Genomic DNA, 20,655 nt, shown 5'->3' with positions numbered 1-20,655 from the left:
TTGTCCCTAATCCTTATTCTCTAAGTATTCATCTGCTGCTTTTTCTACAGATGTTCTTTTGAAGAAGTCACGGTTAAGACTTGTGTACAGCTCTAATGGATGAATAGATAAGAAATAGCGCAAGTCTTCTTCTGTAATGATGCTACGTTCAACAAAGGAGTAAGAATTGGCAGTTACAGCTGTAATATCAGGTACATCCCAATGACCGGAATCAGAACCCAAAAAGGCTTTAATGCGATCGCCATAAGGATTGGCTTTGCGGTTAAAAGCATGAGCTACACGGGTATCATCTGACTCTGTACCAAAGTAAAAGTGATTTAAGAAGCGTGTCCGCACGTCTTCTGGAGTTTTAACTCCTGCTAAGGCAAATTCATCCTGTTCGCCTGGATCGGTAGGAGATATTAACTCAGAGTGGAAGCCCAGACCGCTTCCCAATCGATCTAAGCGACCGTGTACGAGTTCGCCACCATAGCGAACGTAATACTCTAACAGTTCTTCACGATCGATCTTCGCAGGATCGTTATTTTCCAACAGGTGGTCTTTATTGCGGGTTTCCCAGTGCCAAATTAAATCAGCGTAAAGACTCGCACCCCAGGCTGAACCACCTTCTAAAAAAGCAAACTTCAAGGTAGGGAAGCGGTGAGTCACACCACCAAAAAACAGTGATTTGCAGAGTGCTTCACCAGCCGAAGCAAAGTGACCGATATGGTTGTACTGATAGTTAGAAATAGAGCGACGATTTATCCAACCCATACCACTAGAATGGGTGGTGGGTACAACTTTGAGTTCCACGCACTTCTTCCAGAAGGGATCGTAGTCATATTTGCTATCTAAACCAAAGGTGTCAATCCAGATAGCTTCATTTGCGACTTCCTCACCATATTTCTCAAAAGCGGGAATTGGACGGCGAATATGACCGGGAATTTGTATTGCTTTCAATCCCAAAACTTTCACTGCATACTCTAACTCTTCAATCGCCTCTTCGGGTGTATGCATGGGGATGGTAGCGATTGGTGTTAAGCGATCGCTATAGGGACGGAAAATATCAGCATGATAGGTGTTTGCAGCACGACATACTGCTCGGCGCATATCTTCATTGCCAATATGAGGAGCTAAAGTTGCTAAGTTGGGATATACAACAGCAAAGTCTGTACCTGCTTCTTGCAAGCGCTCGTGTAGAAGTTTGGGTAAGCTAATGGTAGCTAAATTTAAGGCATCATCAGTGGGACGAGTCCAGAAAGGAGGACGTGTAGTGCGATATGCGCGACGTTCTTCCCAAGATTGCTTGAACCATTTGGATCGGGATGAACCGGGTAGGTGTTCTTGGAAGCGTTCTGCAATTGTAGTACCAGCGACTTGCTCTAAATAATCCAAGAAAACTGGGGGGAATTCTTGGGTATGTACATCTGTATCAATGATAGGATATCCCAGTTGTTCGCGAATCTCTGCCGAGCGAGTTCTTTTTTTGGGACGTTCTAGAGCGACAGTCATAATCATTGCTCCCTTGTGTATGTAATTTTCGATGTCTTAATTCTGTAAAATCTCTGGAAATTCGAGTTTCACGCACTATACACCTGTTTAATTAAATGCGGGCTTGCGGATGCCATTTATACACGATTGCAAAGTCAGCTACAGCTTTTAAAATACTGTTTATTGACTGACTTACTGGGGTTTTATTTAGCAATATTACATAGGGTACAGCAAAAATACAATCCCTTTGTAACTAAAATATACGTTAATCTGATTTTCTTGATTACTAATTGTTAGTTTAACTAAATATTATATTTTTGTTCCTTGTCGTTTACCCCGTCGCGTTTCCAGGCTCTTCGCCCCCTCCTGTCTCGTGTAATCCCGATGAAAAAATTCTACCGTCTAGCGGGAAAAAGCCTTCACCCCCAAGCCCTCCCAACACATCAAAGGCTCTCAACAATTTTCCAGAGAGAGAAGCAGGGGGTGTGATACGAAGTTGCATTCAAAGACATCACTTGTTGATGGGACAAGGGAGACTAGGGGGACAAGGAAGACAAGGGAGAAAGTACAATGTATAAACGCAACTTGGTATGAGGAAACAAAGGCGATTCCATGCAGTATTGCAACCCCGCTTAAAAAGCTACGGTGTACACAGATCTCTAGAAAAGAGATAAAACATCGTGAAAAGGGAGAATTGGAATTAAGTTCCCCCCTTTTTTAAGGGGTTAGAGAGCAAAACCGCAAGAAAGCTTTCATCACTTTCGCTGCTAGAAAATTTCAAACCCCGTTTTCATATTAGTCTGCAGAGGCGGACTTTGTTTGTATAGCAGCGAATTCTATTCGCCTCAATTATTTTATCTCTAGAGTGATAGGAGAGGGTTAAGCAAGAACATCAAAGCAGCTTATTTCCGTGACCTTACCATTTTTAATAGTAAAAACAAAACTTGTGGGACTGGGTTTATCAATACTGTAGTTAAAATGAGTTACATTACCATTTTGAGTGGGTTGACTTTTTCCATATATTTTCATTAATTTTTCTTGACTGTCACCTATTTTGACTCCATCAGGTGTTCCATACTTAGAACCATTAGCTTTGATTTGATAAACATCAAAGTTACCCGGTTGGGAACCTTCGGCTAAATCAACTGTAATTCCTGAATATTGAAGAGTCCGAGTTTTACCAACAATACCAAGGAATCCGTTTGTAACCTTTACAGGTTTACCTAAGATTTGTCTGACTTGTGCTTCAGACATAGAAAGTCTTATACCTCCGACTCCAATGCGCTCGTAACGTATTGTTTTTGTTTGCTTAGTATTTTGAGAAAGATGATACTGAATGGGGGTATTGGCAATTGCTGAGTTATGGCTGTAGCTAGCTAAGGGGATAATAACAGCTGCAAATGCGAACAAAATTCCTTTGAACATAAAGAGATACTTGATGAGTAGTGATTGCTAATTGTTAATACACTCTAGTTTGTGAGAATACGCAATTTTCCACAAAATTCCTCAAAATTTCTTGTAGGTACCACGGTAAAGTGGCGTTGTTCGCATTCAGGACAATTCATCCACTCGTTTTCCGAGCGTAGGCTGCTACATAAGACGACAGATGTTTACTCTTGAGTTTTATTCCTTTGGTAGAACAGATTGGTTCTTAAAAATTCCTATACTGCAATTACCAAGCAATGAATTTCTTCCCTCCTAGTTTGAGACCTAACTAGGAGTTTTTTAATTTTTCTTAATAGCAATCTATGTCTTAAGAAATAAACCAACTAATGTCAGCCTTTAGACTTGTAAATAATTAATTCTGCTGACAGATTGGACATTCATATTTAAGTTGTTATTGTGTAATTGTCAAATAAAAAAGTTTACCCCATTTAAAACAATGAACATTATTGCTTGGATTGTATTAGGTCTCATCGCTGGAGCTATTGCTAAAGCTATCTACCCCGGTCATCAAGGTGGTGGAATCTTAGGAACGATCTTGTTAGGAATTATTGGTGCTTTTGTTGGTGGTAGCTTAGGCGTATTCTTTAGCACGGGTCAATTTTCACTGGCTGCTACTACCCTTAGTATCCCCGGTATCGCATTAGCAGTTGTTGGTGCGCTAGTCGCTATTTTTATCTGGAATTTACTCACCCGTCGTGCTGTTTAATGTATTAAAGCACGCTAATTTATACTAAAAACTCAGGGAGCCCTTGCTCATATATTATCCCTGGATTTAATAAGAAAAATGGCGCTATCCTAGGATTGGGATAGCGCTACTATCATTAAGGGCTTTTAACTAGGAATCCTAAATCAACCTCACCCCAAACCCCTCTCCTTATAAAGTGCTGTTGGCAAATAATGGGTCTCACGCCTTACCTTCCTTCATACTTTTTTCAGTGATGGTCTGCGGTGTCCAAGTAGGACCGTTGCAACGGGGTCCATCAGGCGTCCAGATCAGCTCGTCCATACACATCTGTCGCGCCGCCATGTTTACTCCCCAAGCATGGTAAACAATATACTCAGTCTCTAGGTCTGGACCTAGAATAATTGAATTGTGTCCGGGTCCGAGAACACAACCGGGATGCGATCGCAGCACGCGTGGTCCTGTTTCGTTACCTGCATCTGAATAAGGTCCCATCACATTGTCAGCAACTCCATAGTCCACACCATAGTTTTCGGTTTCCCAACGTCCACCGCTATAAAAACAGTAGTACCGACCTTCATGTTTCCTGACACAAGGACCTTCCAAGGTATGCCAATCAAAAATTTCACCGTACATCAAACGGTTGGCTAAAAACCTCTGCCAATCCGAACGCGCACGCAAGACAGTTTTCCCAAAGCCGGAGAGCTTTGTCATGCTTTGGAACCGATCTACACAGAGTGCAGTCCCAGCACGGGTACCACCCTCAGTGTCGAGAAAATCTCGGGCGTAAAACAGATACCACTCCCCATCGTCATCGCGGAATGGGTGCGGGTCAATGGCAAAGGGACAAGAATTAGGATCTATCAACGGTTCTCCAATATCCTCATAAGGACCAACAGGAGTATCGCTGGTAGCAACGCGCAACTGATGATTTTTATCCTCGTGTCCCACAGAGTAGTAAAGGTAGAATTTACCATCACTGTATGCAACTTCGGGTGCCCAAAAGTTGTCTCCAAGAGTAGGGTCTGGACGTTTTAGCGCGTTACCAACAAAATGCCAGTTTAGGAAATCGAAAGAGCGTAATAGAGGAAAGACATATAAGTTGTTGGCAGAATCATTGCTTGTCGCATTTGTGATTTCGTCTATCTGTCCTTGTGCTTCTGCTGCACCAGTTCCGATCGCATAGTATACATCTTGGTACTTCCAAACAAAGGGATCGGCGAAATAGCCTTTGTAAACTGGATTTGTGTAAGTACGTTTTTGAGTTAGGGTTTCCGGTGTTGGATCGATATGAGACATTGTATCTGTAGAAAGTGAAACGGGAAGATAACAAATCTTCCTCCGTTTTGCTTGCCCCAACCTCTATCTATGTGTCAATGTTCTGCTTTAAACCATTATTTGTTATGACTTATTTCTTCATAACAAATGATGGTTTAACAATGTAGGTTGTAGGAACGACTTAGTACTTAAAATTTATATAAGTTTCTACTTTCTCCTTTGGCAACTGCTCTACTACCTGACATCGCAATAACTGCCTTACTTTCTCAGGAAGGCTTTCATAATAGTCTCGCGGTACAGTCAAATCCACTTTCGCTGTATGCAACCAATGCATAACATAGCCCATAACTACCATCGGTCTCGGCTGAGCAGTTCTGTTTGGTGAACCTCGATGCAGCGCCAGAGGCGAGCGAACGATAGCGTCACCGGGTTGCATATAAAAAGATTCCATCGGAATTTCACCACTGGCAATCTTTCCCAGCCCCTCCTCACGGGATAAAAGGTGTGTCCCACGTGCCATCTGGAATGGTCCATTCTCTTCCGTAACTTCAACCAAAGGAAAGTTAACAGCCAGAGCATAGAGTGGTGTTACTATCTGGTCTGAGAATAGGGGGCGAAAATCCCGGTGAGTTTCTTGATAATTGGAGCCTTGCACCGGGATATCCGCTCCTAACTGAACCATGACGTATTCTTGGAAAAACACGCGATCGAGGATACCCAAAATCGTTGGATTGGCGAAAACTAACTCGTTAGCAAATGGAGGAACCCAAGGAAAGGTTAGATAGTAACGAGCAACTTCACGAGGAGCCAGCCCACCCGGTTGATTTTGACGCTCTCTAAATAACTTTTCAAAAGCTTGAGCCCACTCTTCAATCAGTTTTTTGTCAAAAAGACCGCGAATCACGCAAATTCCATCTCGATTTAAATCTTGTGCGAGTCGATCTAGATCGGTAACTGTATAGTTAGCTTTATCTATACTTTGAACCATTTTTCTATCCTTTCCCATTCAGAATATGAGAGCCTAATTTGAATTAGACTCTCTATACCAGACATTCAATATTTGCGGTGGAGTATATCTACCGCTTTCCATGCTTCTAGTAACTGTAACTAAAAGTGATTTTTTACTATTTGAGCAAAAAGTTACTTGCTATACAAAAATTGTAACTATTCCTTACAGTGAATGTCTTTCTAACGGTAAGAGATGAGCCTATCTACTGTAAAATCATTTTTACACTAATCGTTCTTTATTTTCAGAAACAAGTTTTATCATGTTCTCACTCCAGCCTTTCCGCTCGCTCTTGAGTCTTGCTGGCGTCACGACTGTTGCATTCGGCTTGTCTGCAGTAATACAACTCAAATTGGCACTGGCTGAAAAATTTGGCTACCTCGGACCGCAAGGCACTTACTCAGAGCAAGCAACCAGAGTGTATCAGTCTACGATGCCTGGGTTCGAGCAAGCAGTTCCCTACAATACGATCGCAGCGATCGCAGCTGCTATTAAAAGCGGTGAAGTGCCTCGCGGACTTATACCGATAGAAAATTCAGATAGTGGCTTTGTCACTGAAACTTATCGCCTTATATTTCAGGAATTAGATCCGGGCTGGCGCGTCATTGATGAAGTCACAATACCAATTGCCTCCAGTCTTCTTGTTAAGCCAGGTACACAAGCAGGTGATGTCAAAAAGATTATTTCACACCCAAATGCTTTGCGAGGGCTGGCAACTTACTTGCAGCAAAATTTTCCAAACATCCCATTAGTGGAAGCAAATTCCACTGCCGCAGCAGCTAAAGAAGTCTCTAACGGAGATGGTACAACAGCTGCCATCGCCGCATCTGCTGCTGCTAAAGTTTACGGGCTAGAGACACTTGCAAATAACATTCAAGATAACGACTACGAAACAAATTTCTGGGTAATTGTAAAGACAAATCAAACTACTTTCACTGCTCATCCGAATCATGTGATTATTTCGCTTCTTGTGCCTTCTGGCTCCCGAATGTTTTCCTACACAGTAGCAGAACTGCAAGATGTAGGCTTTCATGTTGTAAACGTAAACTCAACACCGCTTGATGGGAAGATCCACAGCTACCGTTACCTGATTGGGCTTAAGTCGGACTCTAACGTGTCAAATGCTCTCAAAAAAGTCAATGCAGTGCTTAAAGCAGCCCAGAGATCGGGCGGACAAGCACTTCTTATAGGTGCCTATCGGCGCTAACATCCTAGCGTTAGTGCTACATCTCTGACAATTTACTATTTGCTAATATTTGCTGATTTGCTTAAACAACTCTGCCACCAGTATGTGAGGAAGTTACTGTAATTAAGTAGCCATCCGGTCCAGTGAGAATAAATGATTTGTGAACTCTACCAATTGTAATTTCAGAAACCGTGAGTCCCCACTCTGTAAAGGTTTGTCTTGCAGTTATAATATCGTCCACCATCAGATCGAAGGGAGCATTTGTTCCCGATGAAATAGGATCTGATGTTTTTCTTATGACTAAGTGTGTTCCTCCCCGTAACTCTAAAACTGCAAACTCATCTGATTGAGTAATATGACGTAGCCCTAGCTTTACGAAAAATTCAGTAGCCTTTGAAACATCAGTCACAGCCAATCTTACATGACCTATTGCTATAGATGGACGGTTATCCTGCTGATATTTTTCAAGGGTATCTTGTACTTGCATAAGAATTATTTAAGATAGATGAGTAAGTTATGACAAATAAAGTTAACTAGCGGTTCGCCTTATTGTTGCAATATTTACGTACATTTGTACTGTTTCAACTCTTGATTTAAAGTTGCTACCTTAAGTAAAGCACTTAACCACAAATTACAAATTACAAAATATTAACTATTAATAAATAGATTGTTAACTTTAGTTTTTTGTGATATGTTACTAATCAAAGTTGTATAAAATACAAAAATCTATCAGTTTGCCGTAGAATTTCAGAGATTGCTGAGATAGTTAAAGAAATTTAGATTTTAAACACATTAGAAGTCACAGGACAAATAATCACGATTGATGTATAAAAACTTTACGTTTTTTAACTCAAACTAGGAAGTTTTCTATGGGAAAAATACGTGCTGTAATTGTCGATCCAAAGGTGCAAGGACGTTTGGCACTCCATGAGGTAGATGCACCAACACCTACTCCCAATCAAGCTATAGTGAGAGTCGCAGCAATTTCCTTAAACCGAGGAGAAGTCAGGCGATCGACCAGCGCAGATGCAGGTTGGCAGCCCGGTTGGGACTTAGCAGGTACAATAGAAACTCCTGCATCTGATGGCTCTGGTCCCCCTCAAGGAGCACGTGTAGTAGGCTTGGTGCGTTCCGGTGCTTGGGGAGAACTCGTAGCTGTTTCTACAGATGCTCTCGCCGAACTCCCTGCCAATGTATCTTTTGCTCAAGCCGCAACACTACCTGTAGCAGGTTTAACTGCATACCACGCGTTACTTAAGGGCGGTTCTCTCCTAAGTCGTCCAGTTTTGATTACAGGTGCATCAGGAGGAGTAGGACATTTTGCTATTCAACTAGCGCGGTTATCAGGAGCATATGTGGTTGCACATATTCGTTACCCAGATTACGAAGCTTTGGTGAAAGCAGCAGGAGCACAGTCAGTTGTCATTGGCGAAGACCTCGCACCTGCCCGTGAATTTGGTCCCTACCATTTGATTTTAGACTCAGTAGGTGGTGCGGTACTTGGTACAGCTCTTGGATTGCTAGCACAAGATGGTGTGTTAGTCCTGTTTGGTACATCAGCAGGGTCTGAAGTGACATTCGATGCTTCACGATTTTATGGAACTGGTGGTGCAAGTCTGTATGGTCTGATTCTGTTCCACGAATTAAAACGCGAATCAGCAGCAGTTGGTCTGAAACGGCTAGCAAATCTAGTTGCCGCAGGTCAATTGCGTCCTCATATTGAAGTAGAAGCATCTTGGACACAAGTTGCTGAACTAGCACAGCAATTACTAGACAGGCGTTATGTTGGCAAAGCTGTGTTGCATATTAATTAGTGGCAGATGAGTAATGACCCATGATGAATAACAAAAGTAACGATAGTTAAATACTACGGTTAATCTATCAATTTACTGTAAAATATTTTTAGCGATGCTTCTTTCCTTTGAAATATTGCTTGCATGGATATAGCAAGATTCCAAAAGAAACTAGACGAGTGTGAATACCACCCTACATATCAAACTTTGGAGAATCTACATGGGGTACAAGCATATCGAAGTCAAACAAGTTAGTGGTTTCATTGGTGCTGAAATCAGTGGTGTAGACCTTTCCCGCCCTCTGAATGATGATGAAGTCAAAGAAATTCGTAAAGCACTATTGAAGTGGAAAGTTGTATTCTTTCGCGGTCAAAACATAGATCATGCGAGTCAGGTTGTTTTCACATCTCGTTTTGGCGAAGTGACTTACGCGCATCCCCTTGGAGAGCCCGAACCAGTTCCGGGATTTCCACAAATTAAACCTGTAGACCGTAAGCTCTATGAGCGGCAGTACGGTTTTCGCAGTGGAGGTCCCTGGCACACAGACGTAACGGCAGCTATCAACCCTCCAGCAGCGTCAGTTTTACGCGCAGTTAATGTCCCTAGCTTCGGTGGTGACACCCAGTGGAGCAATCTCGTTGCAGCTTATGAAGGTCTATCAGCGCCCCTGCGAGCACTAGCAGATACGTTAAAAGCGGAACATCGCTTTAATGGTGGCGGGCATTATCCTCGTAACGGCAAATTCGCAAATCGGATTGCAGTAAATCCACTAGTCTCAATCCACCCAGTAGTAAGAGTTCATCCTGAGACTGGTGAACGAGCATTATTCGTTAATCCAGGCTTCACATCGCATATTGTTGACGTATCACCACAAGAAAGTCAGCTACTTCTGGAGTTATTCTTTAACCAAATCACCAAGCCTGCTTACACCACCCGCTTCCGATGGAACAACGGTGATATCGCGTTCTGGGACAACCGCGCCACCGTGCATTTAGCTCCTCAAGATTTGGATCGTTTGAATGTCGAGCGTGTCCTCTATCGGACCACCATCACCGGTGATATTCCAGTTGGGGTTGATGGTTTCCGTTCAGAAGTGGTTCAAGGTGAGGTATTCAGTGCAGAATTACCAAACGTCTTCAAGCAGAAAGTTATAGAGGATTCACCTACACTCACCTAACTTTGACCATATATTTTGTAAATCAAGGAGACACAATCGTGACACTCACCGCAAATCGGATTGAGATTACACCCACGGAAGCAGCTCTTGGAGCTATTGTTACGGGAGTTGATGCCAGTCATTCTCTCGAACCAGAGGTGATTCTGCAACTGAAACAGGCATGGCGCGATCGCCACATTCTTATCTTTAAAAACCAGACATTAACTGATGACCAGTTATTAGCCTTTGCCAGTTACTTTGGTGATATTTTCCAGCAGCCTGCTTACGTCCGCAGAGGTGAAACCGAGGAATATTTGCCACCCCTTGTTCTTACTCTGGCAAATGCTGCTGCTGAAGAGAGTTCGGTCAATGTCTTCCCGAACTATCGGGAACTGTTACCCCATATCGATCATGATTGGCTTCCTTTACCATCTAGTGGTTCCTTACTTTATGCAGTACAACTGCCTGAAAATGGAGGACCTAATACCTACTGGGTGAATTTGGAGCAGGCTTACGAAGAGCTAGATGATGCCACCAAAAAGCAAATTGCTGGTTTACAACTACGCCACTTTAATTTTTACGGCAAGTACCGGGATGAGTATCCCAAGCCAGGCTATGCAGCAGGACGTTCCCCTGAACCAGGCGAACGAGTTGCCATCCATCCTTTAGTTCGCACTCATCCAGATACGGGCAAAAAAATCCTCTTTCTAAATGCTGCCAGTGAGGTAGACATTGTAGATTATGACCATGTGGAAGGAGCAAAACTCATTGCGCGTCTACAGGAGCATATTACACAACCCCGGTTTGCCTATCGGCACCAGTGGAGCAAGGGTGACTTGCTTTATTGGGATAATCAGGCAACGGCTCACTATCGTCCGGAATTTCATGCTAACGCAACTCGGATTTTAAAGAGGGTTAGCATCCGGGGCAGCCGTCCCTTTTAGGTTCAGCACAGTCCAAAAATCTGGATAAGATAGCTAGAGGCATTTGGGTAGGAGCAGGTTCACCAATCGCTTGATGCAGGTTAGCAATTATGCGGTTAAACCCGCTCCTACATTTTGTGGAACTATTTAGTTTGCCATCTCAAGCAAAATGAAAATCCTGCAATGTTGGTTAGTGCTTAGTTGTTAAAATTTACTAAGACCTAAATAAAAATTCCTGACACGAGACTCTGCTTCAATAGAATTACAGGCTGTAAAAAATATGGTAATTAGTGATACATGGAATCCTACCCAATATGAAAAATTTCAAGCAGAAAGAAGCCGACCATTTTATGACTTAGTCAACATGGTACGCAGCCAAGAAAATATGCGAGTTTTAGATCTTGGTTGTGGGACGGGAAAGTTGACAAAATACTTGCACGAAACAATAGCAGCACGAGAGACAATCGGGTTGGATTCTTCAGAGAATATGTTACAAGCAGCACGTGAGTTTGAGGGGCACGGGTTGCGGTTTGTGCAAGGACATATTGAAGAAAATTCTGTACCGGGAAAATTTGATTTAGTGTTTTCTAACGCTGCTTTGCAATGGGTAACAGGACATGAGGGATTATTTGAAAAGTTACGTGAAAAACTGCAATTAGGGGGACAACTTGCCGTACAAGTTCCTGCAATGGATTTAGAACCAGTACATACCGTAGCAGCAGAGGTAGCACGGGAATTTAGTCAAGAATTGGGGGGATATGTACGTCGCTTGACAGTGCTATCACCAGATAAGTATGCCCGGCTACTTTATAAATTGGGGTTTGTAGAACAAGAAGTGAGGTTGCAAATATACGGACACGTATTGCCATCACGAGAAGCAGTTATTGAGTGGTATCGTGGAACATTATTAACTGCCTACGAGCAACAAGTCGATAGGGAAACATACGAGCGATTTGTACAACGGTATCGAGAAAAGTTAATGAAGTATCTAGAAGATGAAAGCCCATTCTTTTTTCCGTACAAACGCATACTTATATGGGGTCGTTTGGGAGATTTTGCATGACAATTGAAGCAAAGCGAAGTCTCACTTCTGAAGCATATAAAAGTGCCGATCTCTTAACTCGACAAACTAAAAATGACTACTAACAAAAATATCTCTAACATCTCTATAGGTATAATTTTATTCCCAAATCTAACGCAGTTAGATTTTACGGGACCTTACGAAGTTTTTTCCAAATTACCAAATACGCAAGTCTATCTGCTATCGGAAACCTTAGACCCCATCCGCAGCGAGCGCGGTTTGACTTTTTTACCCGATACAACCTTTGCAAAGGCTCCAGATTTCGATGTGCTAGTTGTACCGGGAGGTCCTGGGGTTAACTTGAAGTTGGAAGATTCACAGTTTCTTCATTTTGTTAGAACACGGGGAGAAAAAGCCCGTTATGTGACTTCAGTTTGTACGGGTTCTTTTATACTAGCAGCAGCAGGATTACTCCAAGGTTATCGAGCCACGACTCACTGGCGATCGCTAGATTTATTGCAAGAGCTTGGAGTTCAGGTAGTCTCAGAAAGAGTTGTCATCGATCGCAACCGAATTACAGGTGGAGGAGTTACATCTGGAATTGACTTTGCATTGGCGATCGCTGCTGAGTTATTTGGTGACGCAATTGCTCAGGAAGTCCAGCTAGCAATAGAATACAATCCGCAGCCCCCCTTTCAAAGTGGTTCTCCTCAAACGGCTCCTCCTGATGTTGTTACTAGGGTGGAAGCTTCTACTCAAAATATGTATAACACGCGGCGACAGATAATCCAAAAGATCAAATCTGAATTCAAGACAACAGTGTTTTAGAAATTTAAGCCATTTAAACTAACTGTAGTTCGTAATAGGAAGTAAAGCGCTCTTTTGGTTAATTACAAAAGCTTTATGTGCAAAAATACTTGTGTTTTTGCAAAGACTGTGAAATACTTTTAAAGTAATATACGGTAATTCGGGCGATAAAAGTAATTATTAACTTGGCTGCTGCAAATGCCAGCTAAATTTATAGTTCACTAAAGGAGCAGGGAGCTAGGATATAAGCCTCTCCCCTTGTAGTTCGTTTTTTCCCTAACTTCCTCTCTCTGCTCCTAGCGCCTTTCATTTTTTGCAACCCTAAATAAGGAAGTAGTCAAATGAGCACCATACAGCTTTACTTCTCCAAAGGCTCTACGTTTTCTCAAAGAACTCGTGTTGTTGTGCTAGAAAAAGGAATTGACTTTACCCCTATTGAAATTGATTTACAAAACAAACCAGAAGGTTTTACTCAAGTTTCTCGCTACGGTAAAGTCCCAGCCATCAAACATAATGATGTCGCCATCTATGAATCTGCCATCATTAACGAGTATCTTGATGAAGTCTTTCCAGAACCGCCTTTATTGCCTCGCGATCCCGCATCTCGTGCGATCGCTCGTATCTGGATCGACTACGCTAATACTCGCCTTGTACCTGCGTTTAACAAATTTCTACGCGGGAAAGACACGCAAGAACGAGAACAGGGACAAAGAGAATTTTTGGAATCTCTTTTGTACGTCGAGCAAGAAGGGTTAAGCAAGCTATCTGGCAAGGGTCCGTATTGGTTGGGAGAACAATTCTCTTTAGTTGATATCAGTTTCTACCCCTGGTTTGAACGTTTACCTCTTCTAGAGCATTTCCGCAACTTTACTTTACCCACAGAAACACCTCGCTTGCAAAAATGGTGGAGTACTGTGCGCGATCGCGAATCAATACGGGCAGTTGAAAATCCTGTAAGCTTTTATATAGAACGATTTACTAAAATTCTTGGTGAACCTACTGCTGTCGGTGCTGCTCAAAAATAGAGGAATGCAATTGTCTGCGTTTGGAATTACATTATGAAGTGAGGATATATGACTCAGGAGCAATGGACTGTAGTTGACCAATACTTTACAGATTTGCTCGTACCGTCCGATCCTGCACTTGATGCGGCGCTTCAAGCTAGCGCCGCAGCTGGCTTGCCAGCACACAACGTTTCTCCAAACCAGGGCAAACTTTTGCACTTGTTGGCACGATTCCAAGGCGCACGCACTATTCTAGAAATTGGTACTTTAGGGGGCTACAGTACAATTTGGCTGGCACAAGCGCTACCTCCTGATGGTCGCTTGATTACGTTAGAAGCCAACCCAAAGTACGCTGAAATTGCTCGTGCCAACATTGCCCGTGCTGGGTTAACCGACGTTGTAGAGCTGCGTCTTGGACCGGCAGTTGATACACTACCACAGCTTGTAGCTGAGGGTCACGTATTTGACCTAATATTTATCGACGCTGATAAGCCAAGCAATCCGGATTACTTTGATTGGTCACTCAAGCTCGCCCGTCAAGGTAGTGCAATCATTGCGGATAATGTCGTTCGCAATGGAACTGTCATTGATGCTACCACTAACGATCCTAGCGTTTGCGGAGTGCGCCGATTTAACGAGCTACTAGCGCAGTCGCCCTACGTAAGCGCTACTGCAATCCAAACTGTAGGTAGTAAAGGATATGATGGATTTGCGATCGCACTCGTAACTAACTCAATCTTGCCCTCTTAGCTCTTGACACAGCCCCTCAGTTTTTGTTAATTTTTTTATTAATTGCAGCCTACCAATCGTTCAGTAGTATAGTGAGCCCTGATTCTCAAAACCCAATCTCAGATAAACAAGCAGATGGGCGAAATCGCATTCTTGATGTGGCTGAATTGCTGTTCCAAGCTCGAGGCTACACAGCTGTAACGATGCGTGATATCGCTAAGGCAGTGGGGATGCGTCAAGCATCGCTTTACTATCACTTTTCGAGTAAAGAGGAACTGTTTGTTTCTGTTAGGGAACGTTTGTTTGAACGTCATCGAATTGGATTACAGAACGTGCTACATCGAACAGAGGGAGAATTGCGATCGCAACTTGAAGGGGTTACTGACTGGTTTCTGTCCCAACATCCCATTAACTTTCATGCCATGATGCAGACAGATATGCCTTCTCTGAGCCAGGAAGCCAAGGAACGTCTTTCAAATGCAATTAACCAAGCCATCTTTGAACCCATTGGACAAATCTTTACAACTGCTCAAGCAAATCATCGAATTGGTGCTGTTCGACCTGAATTGCTTGTCGGCTTTCTTTTGTCTTTATTAGAAAGTATTTCTGTTGTTTATTCTTCAGAACCCGTGTCCTATAAAAAGGAGATAGTTGATGAGATGATTTTGGTTTTGCTAGAAGGAATTCAAAGGCGCTAATTTTTTTGCTTGTTACCTACTGAGCGTTTGGTAAGTGATTTTGGCATGCTAGTCGCTCTTTTAACCTACTGAACGTTCGATAAAAATTTATCAAAACCCTATATCAAGGACATATAAAATGCACAAATCTAGTAAATTGCAGACAACTTCTAAGACAAAAAACATTAAAGTAAAACAATCGATAGGCTTTCTAAAATTTCTAGCCATTACCTCAGTTTTTTCAGTGATTGGAGGAATAGCGAATCCATCCTTTGCGGGACTCAAACAAAACAGTCAATTAACTGTTGAAATACAGGGGTTGAAAAACCGACAAGGGCAAGTTTGTTTAAGTTTATTTGCTAGTAGTAGGGGCTTTCCGAGCAACAGCTCTAGTGCTGTACAAAGTCAGTGCGTTGCGATCGCAACAATGCCATTAACCGTTACCTTTAAAAATTTGCAACCAGGCAATTATGCTGTTGCTGTTCTCCATGACACCAACAGCGACAATAAAGCGAATCGGAATGGTTTGGGAATTCCACTTGAGGGATTTGGATTTTCTGAAAACCCAGTTATCCGCACTGGTCCACCTAGATTTAATGATGCGGCTGTCCTAGTTGCAGGTTCAACGACAAACATTCAAATTCAATTGAATTATCTTTTAGGTGGGTAACTTCTAGCATTTTCAAGTCAGAGGGTATCTCAGGAGCGGAGACGCTACGCGATGCGAAGCTATGCCCGCAGGGCTCTACGCGACTTGCCGGGACGCGGGAAACCCGCCTATGGCACGAAAGTGCCACGCACAAGGGAACGCACTGGTCTCACCGCAAGGCAAGGGCTTTGGGTTTTAGCCCACGTAGGTGGGCTTTCTTTATGTAGCCTCAGACTTCCGGTCTGTAGGGCTTTTGAGAAATTGGCAAAGGTATTGTTATAGAGTAAATATTTTCTCAATTTTGCCAAATCAAAAACCCGTCTTTTTAGACAAACGGGTCGTGGTTAATTGCTATTTTAATAAGAAGAATTGCGTACATTAAAAATATGATGAACTATAAAAAATTCTCAATCAACCAGGTTCTCGACGTTGTGGAATTCCAAAAGATGGGACCCTCTCCATACCTGCGCGTGGGTGCGGTTCAGGTCCCAGAAGAAAACCTGGTTATTCTCAGACTGTTTTTTCAGTGAATTACTAGATAAATTAAAACCAGGTTCTTTAATTGTTACTGTACTTTTGACAGGTTGAGAAACAACACCCTGACCTGAGATAGAGATAGTTCGGTATTTCACTTTTAGTTGCATGGCAGGGATAAAGTTAGACCCGAACAATGTAAGGCCAATAATGGTAAGTACAAGTTGAATTTTTGTGGGTCGCATATAATTTACCTCTCTGCAGAAGTTTTGCAACTTTTTTGTAAAAACTGATTTTTAATGTACTGTTTGCGTCTTTGTTCTTTTTGAGAAAGGGTTATCCAACAGCGACTGGGCTGAAATATTTGTACGCAGCTTCCTCTGGTTGGAGAAAATGCGATAAATACTGAGATGCCATTTCTGTCGTAAGTAGTTCGATCATCAATCTGTTTTCTACCCACAACTCCATGACATCAAATAAAGAGTCGCGGTTACAGCGAACGACACGCCAACCTTCACGTTTTCCAATGTGCTCGATTTCTTCTTGGCTGAGAGATACAGATAGAGCAGCATGTACATCCTTGTAATCGGAAGTTTTAGAAGTTTGTACAAAATTACATTGCTCTTTCTCTACACCAGGGACGAGTTCGGTACCCAAAGGGTAAAATTCAATCGCTGTACCGTGTCCGTCGAAGGCAACAACTATGTAACTACCAGGGTGAGGGGGAAAGGAAAGAGCTTGTCCTTTCAGGATTTCGGCAAAAACTGTTGCAACGTGGTAAGGATCTTTAACGGAGATGGAAAAGTGATGAATCATAAAATAACCTCGGTTCAATGTTTTTTAGATTAAGGAACAATCGGGGAGAACTAGGGGAGGTCCGAAACTATTCAAAATTTTTAATAAAAAGTTTAAAATTATACTGTTAAATTTAGTAACATCACTGAAAATGTACGCTCGAAACCCCAATACTTACAAAGCAGATATTTTGGTAATCGATGATACTCCGGAGAACCTCAACCTTCTTTCTGCAATGTTGATGGCACAAGGATATAAAGTTCGTAGTGTTACTAAAGGTTCAACAGGACTGCGGGGGGCTTCAGCAGCTCCTCCCGATCTGATTTTGCTTGATGTCAATATGCCAGAAATGAATGGTTATGATGTTTGCCAGCAATTGAAAGCAAACGAACGTACCCGTGAAATTCCGGTGATTTTTATCAGTGCTTTGGGGGATGTACTTGATAAGGTCAAAGCTTTTGCTGTTGGAGGCGTAGACTACATCACAAAACCGTTTCAAGTAGAGGAAGTTTTAGCCCGCATTGAAAACCACTTAACAATTCGCAAACTGCAAAAACAACTCCAAGCACAAAATACTCAACTACAGCAGGAAATTCGAGAACGCCAACAAGCAGAGGAAAAGTTTTCCAAAGCTTTCCGCTCCAGTCCCAATCCTATTGCTATTGTTACAATTACCGAAGGAAGGTTTATCGATGTCAATCCCAGTTTTTTAAGGATGAGCGGCTATTCCTTAGAAGAAGTGATAGATCGCACAACTGCTGAGATTTATTTGAGTAAAAACTCAGATGCTCTGTCTCGTATCATGCAATTGTTGCAACAAACTGGTTCGTTACACAACCAAGAATTTGAGTTTTGCACTAAGGACTCTGATGTCAAGACAATACTGCTATCTGTTGAACCGATCGAACTGAACGAAGTTCAATGTGCTTTACTGATTGCAAATGATATTACCGAACGCAAGCAACTGGAAAATGAGTTTATCTCTCTTGTGAGTCACGAGCTGCGTACTCCTTTAACGTCTATTATGGGGGCGTTGGATTTGTTAGATGCCGGTCAACTCGGAAGTTTGACCGAGCAGGGACAAAAAGTTTTAAGTATTGCCACTAGCAATACCGAACGCCTGATCCGTCTGGTGAATGACATTCTCGATTTGGAACGGATGAAATCGGGTAAAATTTTTATGCATAAGGTAAGATGCCATGCTGCTCAGTTATTAGTGCAAGCGACAGAAGCGATGCAGGCTATGGCAGATAACTCAAAAGTAAAGCTAGTTGTCAATCCGATTGAAATTGAAATTTGGGCAGATTGCGATCGCCTATTGCAAACGTTCACGAATTTACTCAGCAATGCCATTAAGTTCTCAAAACCGGGAGACACTGTTTGGATAAGCGCCGATCTCCTCAAACAGGAAGGCGAGAGGGGGGAAATGCCAGAGGGGAAGAATGTTAATCTTAGTCCCCATTCTCTTGTGATTACAGTGCGAGATGAAGGTCGAGGAATTCCAGAAGATAAATTGCAAACTATTTTTGAGCGTTTTCAACAAGTTGATGCATCTGACTCACGGCAAAAAGGAGGAACCGGATTGGGGCTTGCTATTTGCCGAAATATAATACAGCAGCATGATGGGAAAATTTGGGCTGAAAGTATTTTAGGTGAAGGCAGTACTTTTTATGTTGTGTTACCAGTTAGTCATGAACTGTAAAAGTTCTATATTTTTTGACCTCGTACCCTAGTTCTCCCCGATTGAGAAATAGGATAGATAGCAAATGTTAGATTATCATTATGAAAATTTGAGGGGCATTGCTATGAGCAAAAGTGTCTTAATCGTTGATGATGAAGAAGATGTGCGGGCAATTGCCAAACTGGGGTTAGAGATGGGTGCGGGGTGGAATGCGATTGTAGCCTCTTGTGGAGAGGAAGGAATCAAGTTGGCTGTAGAACGCAAACCAGATGTCATCTTGCTTGATATGATGATGCCTGATATGGATGGACGCACAACATTACAGCAACTTAAAGCTAACCCTGCAACTCAGCCAATTCCTGTTATCTTAGTGACAGCTAAAGTTCAAGAATCCGACCGAGAAAGCTTTAGTGGTTTGCAAGTTGCTGCTGTCTTTGCCAAACCCTTCCGTCCTTTGAAATTACCGCAAGAAATTAGTAAGGTGCTTGGTTGGGGGATATAACTCACTTTTGCGGGAATTTCCTTACTTGATATTCTTCTGACTCTACAATTTTTTGCGGAAATCCAAGTGCTTGAGTAAACTTTTTTTCAATTGCCTCTAAATCACCTTGAGGTATGGCTTTCCACTGTTCCCGTGTTGCCCAACGAATGATAAAAACAACTTCAGCAGCATCATTTGGGTTGATCCATACTTCTTTTCCCAGAAAACCCGGATACTTGGCAAGTGCTGGTGTCCAAATTTCTGCATCCTTCTGGATAAATTTTTCCCGTTGTTCGGGCGGAATTTTCACCTTGAGTAGCTCGATAACCACACTATTGATTCCTCATATTTGTTTGTCAGAATAGAGCTGTACTCTATATTAATTAACCTTAGTGGCATAGGTCTATAGCATAGATTTATGAAAAAGGGTTTTTTGCTTTGAAACAATTGATAGAAAGGCATTATGGACAACAACAACTGGATGCAGCAGTTATTAATGTTGGGTATTGGTACAACATCCTTAGTCGCGGATAAAGTTAAGGAAGCAAGCGATCGCCTTGTTAAAGATGGGAAGCTCGATCCCGAACAGGCGAAGGCGGTTATGGATGATATGGTACAGCAATTAAAGTCAGAGCAGGGAACCTGGGATGCTCAAATGCAAAGACAACTGCGGAATATGTTGCAGGATTTGGGGGTGGCTCGTCAGTCAGAAGTGGATGAATTGCGCGGTAGAATAGACCGCTTGGAGCGTCAAGTCCGCGATTTAGAAAATAAGCTTTGGCGATAGCGATCGCTTTGTGTTTTAAACTAAGTTTTGTCGTGCTGGTCATCTCATTACCAGACTTCCTTAGTGGGGAGGACTATTTTGAAAGCAATTTTACTCAGCGTGGGTTTCATGCTGGTTTGTGTTGTCGTCTTGGTTCTGGCACAAGTTGGTAGTAACAATCAAAACACAGCTATTGCGGAACAGATGACTGATACAACTCCAGTACCCACTCAAACAACTGAAAACAATACCTTAATTGCAAGCAAACCTATGTCTGAAGCTAATGCCATTACTACACCCTCTGGATTAAAGTATGTTGAACTTAAGGAGGGAACTGGCGCAACTCCTAAAACCGGACAAACGGTTGTTGTTCACTATACAGGTACCTTAGAAAATGGGAAGAAATTCGATAGTTCCCGCGATCGCAACCAACCGTTTAAATTTAAACTTGGTGTCGGACAGGTCATTAAAGGTTGGGATGAAGGACTGAGCACTATGAAAGTAGGCGGTCGTCGCCAGCTAATTATACCTCCCGACTTGGGTTACGGTGCTCGCGGTGCGGGTGGCGTGATCCCACCTAATGCTACTCTCAATTTTGATGTGGAATTGTTGGGTATTGAGTAATACTGCT

General features: G+C 42.5%; 23 protein-coding genes. 15 read left to right on the top strand and 8 right to left on the bottom strand.

Annotated features, from left to right (window positions below; genetic code table 11):
* Positions 1-6 precede the first annotated feature (6 nt).
* Together HC643_RS03835 and HC643_RS03830 are read right to left on the bottom strand one after the other, a co-directional pair.
* Entirely contained in the window at positions 7-1,491 is a 1,485-nt protein-coding gene (locus tag HC643_RS03835; protein ID WP_038075668.1) for an amidohydrolase family protein, read from the bottom strand.
* 858 nt (positions 1,492-2,349) lie between these two features.
* The gene (locus HC643_RS03830; protein ID WP_038075520.1) at positions 2,350-2,895 is read right to left on the bottom strand and encodes a hypothetical protein; all 546 of its coding nucleotides are present in this window, start codon (positions 2,893-2,895) and stop codon (positions 2,350-2,352) included.
* A gap of 457 nt (positions 2,896-3,352) precedes the next feature.
* Between HC643_RS03830 and HC643_RS03825 the strand changes: the two genes are divergently transcribed.
* Positions 3,353-3,622, top strand: coding sequence for a GlsB/YeaQ/YmgE family stress response membrane protein (locus tag HC643_RS03825; RefSeq protein WP_038075523.1), 270 nt, complete (start codon positions 3,353-3,355; stop codon positions 3,620-3,622).
* 198 nt (positions 3,623-3,820) lie between these two features.
* Here the strand turns inward: HC643_RS03825 and HC643_RS03820 are convergent, their stop codons facing one another.
* Positions 3,821-4,897: a glycoside hydrolase family 43 protein gene (locus tag HC643_RS03820; RefSeq protein ID WP_038075526.1), complete on the bottom strand. Its 1,077-nt coding sequence runs from the start codon at positions 4,895-4,897 to the stop codon at positions 3,821-3,823.
* A gap of 160 nt (positions 4,898-5,057) precedes the next feature.
* Positions 5,058-5,864, bottom strand: coding sequence for a phytanoyl-CoA dioxygenase family protein (locus HC643_RS03815; RefSeq protein WP_038075671.1), 807 nt, complete (start codon positions 5,862-5,864; stop codon positions 5,058-5,060).
* 280 nt (positions 5,865-6,144) lie between these two features.
* Between HC643_RS03815 and HC643_RS03810 the strand changes: the two genes are divergently transcribed.
* The gene (locus tag HC643_RS03810; RefSeq protein ID WP_050045587.1) at positions 6,145-7,089 is read left to right on the top strand and encodes a prephenate dehydratase; all 945 of its coding nucleotides are present in this window, start codon (positions 6,145-6,147) and stop codon (positions 7,087-7,089) included.
* Positions 7,090-7,150: 61 nt separating this feature from the next.
* Here HC643_RS03810 and HC643_RS03805 read toward each other — a convergent pair whose 3' ends face one another.
* Positions 7,151-7,555, bottom strand: coding sequence for a VOC family protein (locus HC643_RS03805; RefSeq protein WP_038075529.1), 405 nt, complete (start codon positions 7,553-7,555; stop codon positions 7,151-7,153).
* 382 nt (positions 7,556-7,937) lie between these two features.
* Between HC643_RS03805 and HC643_RS03800 the strand changes: the two genes are divergently transcribed.
* The 9 genes from HC643_RS03800 (at position 7,938) to HC643_RS03760 (ending at position 15,848) form a co-directional block, all read left to right on the top strand.
* The gene (locus HC643_RS03800; protein WP_038075532.1) at positions 7,938-8,882 is read left to right on the top strand and encodes a zinc-binding dehydrogenase; all 945 of its coding nucleotides are present in this window, start codon (positions 7,938-7,940) and stop codon (positions 8,880-8,882) included.
* 160 nt (positions 8,883-9,042) lie between these two features.
* Positions 9,043-10,038 carry a TauD/TfdA dioxygenase family protein gene (locus tag HC643_RS03795; protein ID WP_237265826.1) on the top strand — a complete coding sequence of 332 codons (996 nt, stop codon included), beginning with the start codon at positions 9,043-9,045 and terminating at the stop codon, positions 10,036-10,038.
* Positions 10,039-10,076: 38 nt separating this feature from the next.
* Complete coding sequence (locus HC643_RS03790; RefSeq protein WP_050045588.1) at positions 10,077-10,961, top strand: TauD/TfdA dioxygenase family protein; 885 nt, start codon at positions 10,077-10,079, stop codon at positions 10,959-10,961.
* Positions 10,962-11,220: 259 nt separating this feature from the next.
* The gene (locus HC643_RS03785) at positions 11,221-12,003 is read left to right on the top strand and encodes a methyltransferase domain-containing protein (RefSeq protein WP_038075537.1); all 783 of its coding nucleotides are present in this window, start codon (positions 11,221-11,223) and stop codon (positions 12,001-12,003) included.
* 72 nt (positions 12,004-12,075) lie between these two features.
* On the top strand, positions 12,076-12,789 hold the full coding sequence (locus HC643_RS03780; RefSeq protein WP_038075540.1) for a DJ-1/PfpI family protein: 714 nt from the start codon (positions 12,076-12,078) through the stop codon (positions 12,787-12,789).
* Between the two features lie 320 nt (positions 12,790-13,109).
* The gene (locus HC643_RS03775) at positions 13,110-13,793 is read left to right on the top strand and encodes a glutathione S-transferase family protein (RefSeq protein ID WP_038075543.1); all 684 of its coding nucleotides are present in this window, start codon (positions 13,110-13,112) and stop codon (positions 13,791-13,793) included.
* Between the two features lie 48 nt (positions 13,794-13,841).
* Entirely contained in the window at positions 13,842-14,522 is a 681-nt protein-coding gene (locus tag HC643_RS03770) for an O-methyltransferase (RefSeq protein WP_038075546.1), read from the top strand.
* Between the two features lie 71 nt (positions 14,523-14,593).
* The gene (locus HC643_RS03765) at positions 14,594-15,199 is read left to right on the top strand and encodes a TetR/AcrR family transcriptional regulator (RefSeq protein WP_050045589.1); all 606 of its coding nucleotides are present in this window, start codon (positions 14,594-14,596) and stop codon (positions 15,197-15,199) included.
* A gap of 118 nt (positions 15,200-15,317) precedes the next feature.
* Positions 15,318-15,848, top strand: a complete 531-nt coding sequence (locus tag HC643_RS03760; protein ID WP_082051668.1) for a DUF2141 domain-containing protein — start codon at positions 15,318-15,320, stop codon at positions 15,846-15,848.
* Positions 15,849-16,234: 386 nt separating this feature from the next.
* Here HC643_RS03760 and HC643_RS03755 read toward each other — a convergent pair whose 3' ends face one another.
* Both HC643_RS03755 and HC643_RS03750 read right to left on the bottom strand, forming a co-directional pair.
* Positions 16,235-16,546, bottom strand: coding sequence for a hypothetical protein (locus HC643_RS03755; protein WP_038075549.1), 312 nt, complete (start codon positions 16,544-16,546; stop codon positions 16,235-16,237).
* A 91-nt stretch (positions 16,547-16,637) separates the two neighbouring features.
* Complete coding sequence (locus HC643_RS03750; protein ID WP_038075552.1) at positions 16,638-17,117, bottom strand: hypothetical protein; 480 nt, start codon at positions 17,115-17,117, stop codon at positions 16,638-16,640.
* Positions 17,118-17,247: 130 nt separating this feature from the next.
* Between HC643_RS03750 and HC643_RS03745 the strand changes: the two genes are divergently transcribed.
* Positions 17,248-18,798, top strand: coding sequence for an ATP-binding protein (locus tag HC643_RS03745; RefSeq protein ID WP_038075555.1), 1,551 nt, complete (start codon positions 17,248-17,250; stop codon positions 18,796-18,798).
* Between the two features lie 103 nt (positions 18,799-18,901).
* Entirely contained in the window at positions 18,902-19,279 is a 378-nt protein-coding gene (locus HC643_RS03740) for a response regulator (protein WP_038075683.1), read from the top strand.
* Between the two features lies 1 nt (position 19,280).
* Here the strand turns inward: HC643_RS03740 and HC643_RS03735 are convergent, their stop codons facing one another.
* Positions 19,281-19,589 carry a TIGR03792 family protein gene (locus HC643_RS03735; RefSeq protein WP_038075558.1) on the bottom strand — a complete coding sequence of 103 codons (309 nt, stop codon included), beginning with the start codon at positions 19,587-19,589 and terminating at the stop codon, positions 19,281-19,283.
* Between the two features lie 132 nt (positions 19,590-19,721).
* On the opposite strand from HC643_RS03735, the gene HC643_RS03730 reads away from it, so the two are divergent.
* Together HC643_RS03730 and HC643_RS03725 are read left to right on the top strand one after the other, a co-directional pair.
* On the top strand, positions 19,722-20,045 hold the full coding sequence (locus HC643_RS03730; protein WP_038075562.1) for a phasin family protein: 324 nt from the start codon (positions 19,722-19,724) through the stop codon (positions 20,043-20,045).
* A gap of 78 nt (positions 20,046-20,123) precedes the next feature.
* Positions 20,124-20,648 carry an FKBP-type peptidyl-prolyl cis-trans isomerase gene (locus tag HC643_RS03725; protein ID WP_038075565.1) on the top strand — a complete coding sequence of 175 codons (525 nt, stop codon included), beginning with the start codon at positions 20,124-20,126 and terminating at the stop codon, positions 20,646-20,648.
* The last annotated feature ends 7 nt before the right edge of the window (positions 20,649-20,655 follow it).

It is taken from the genome of Tolypothrix bouteillei VB521301, from assembly GCF_000760695.4.
Taxonomy (GTDB): Bacteria; Cyanobacteriota; Cyanobacteriia; order Cyanobacteriales; family Nostocaceae; genus Scytonema; species Scytonema bouteillei_A.
The sequence above is the reverse complement of the archived record's forward strand: the minus strand, read 5'-3'. Positions and strand labels throughout refer to the sequence as shown.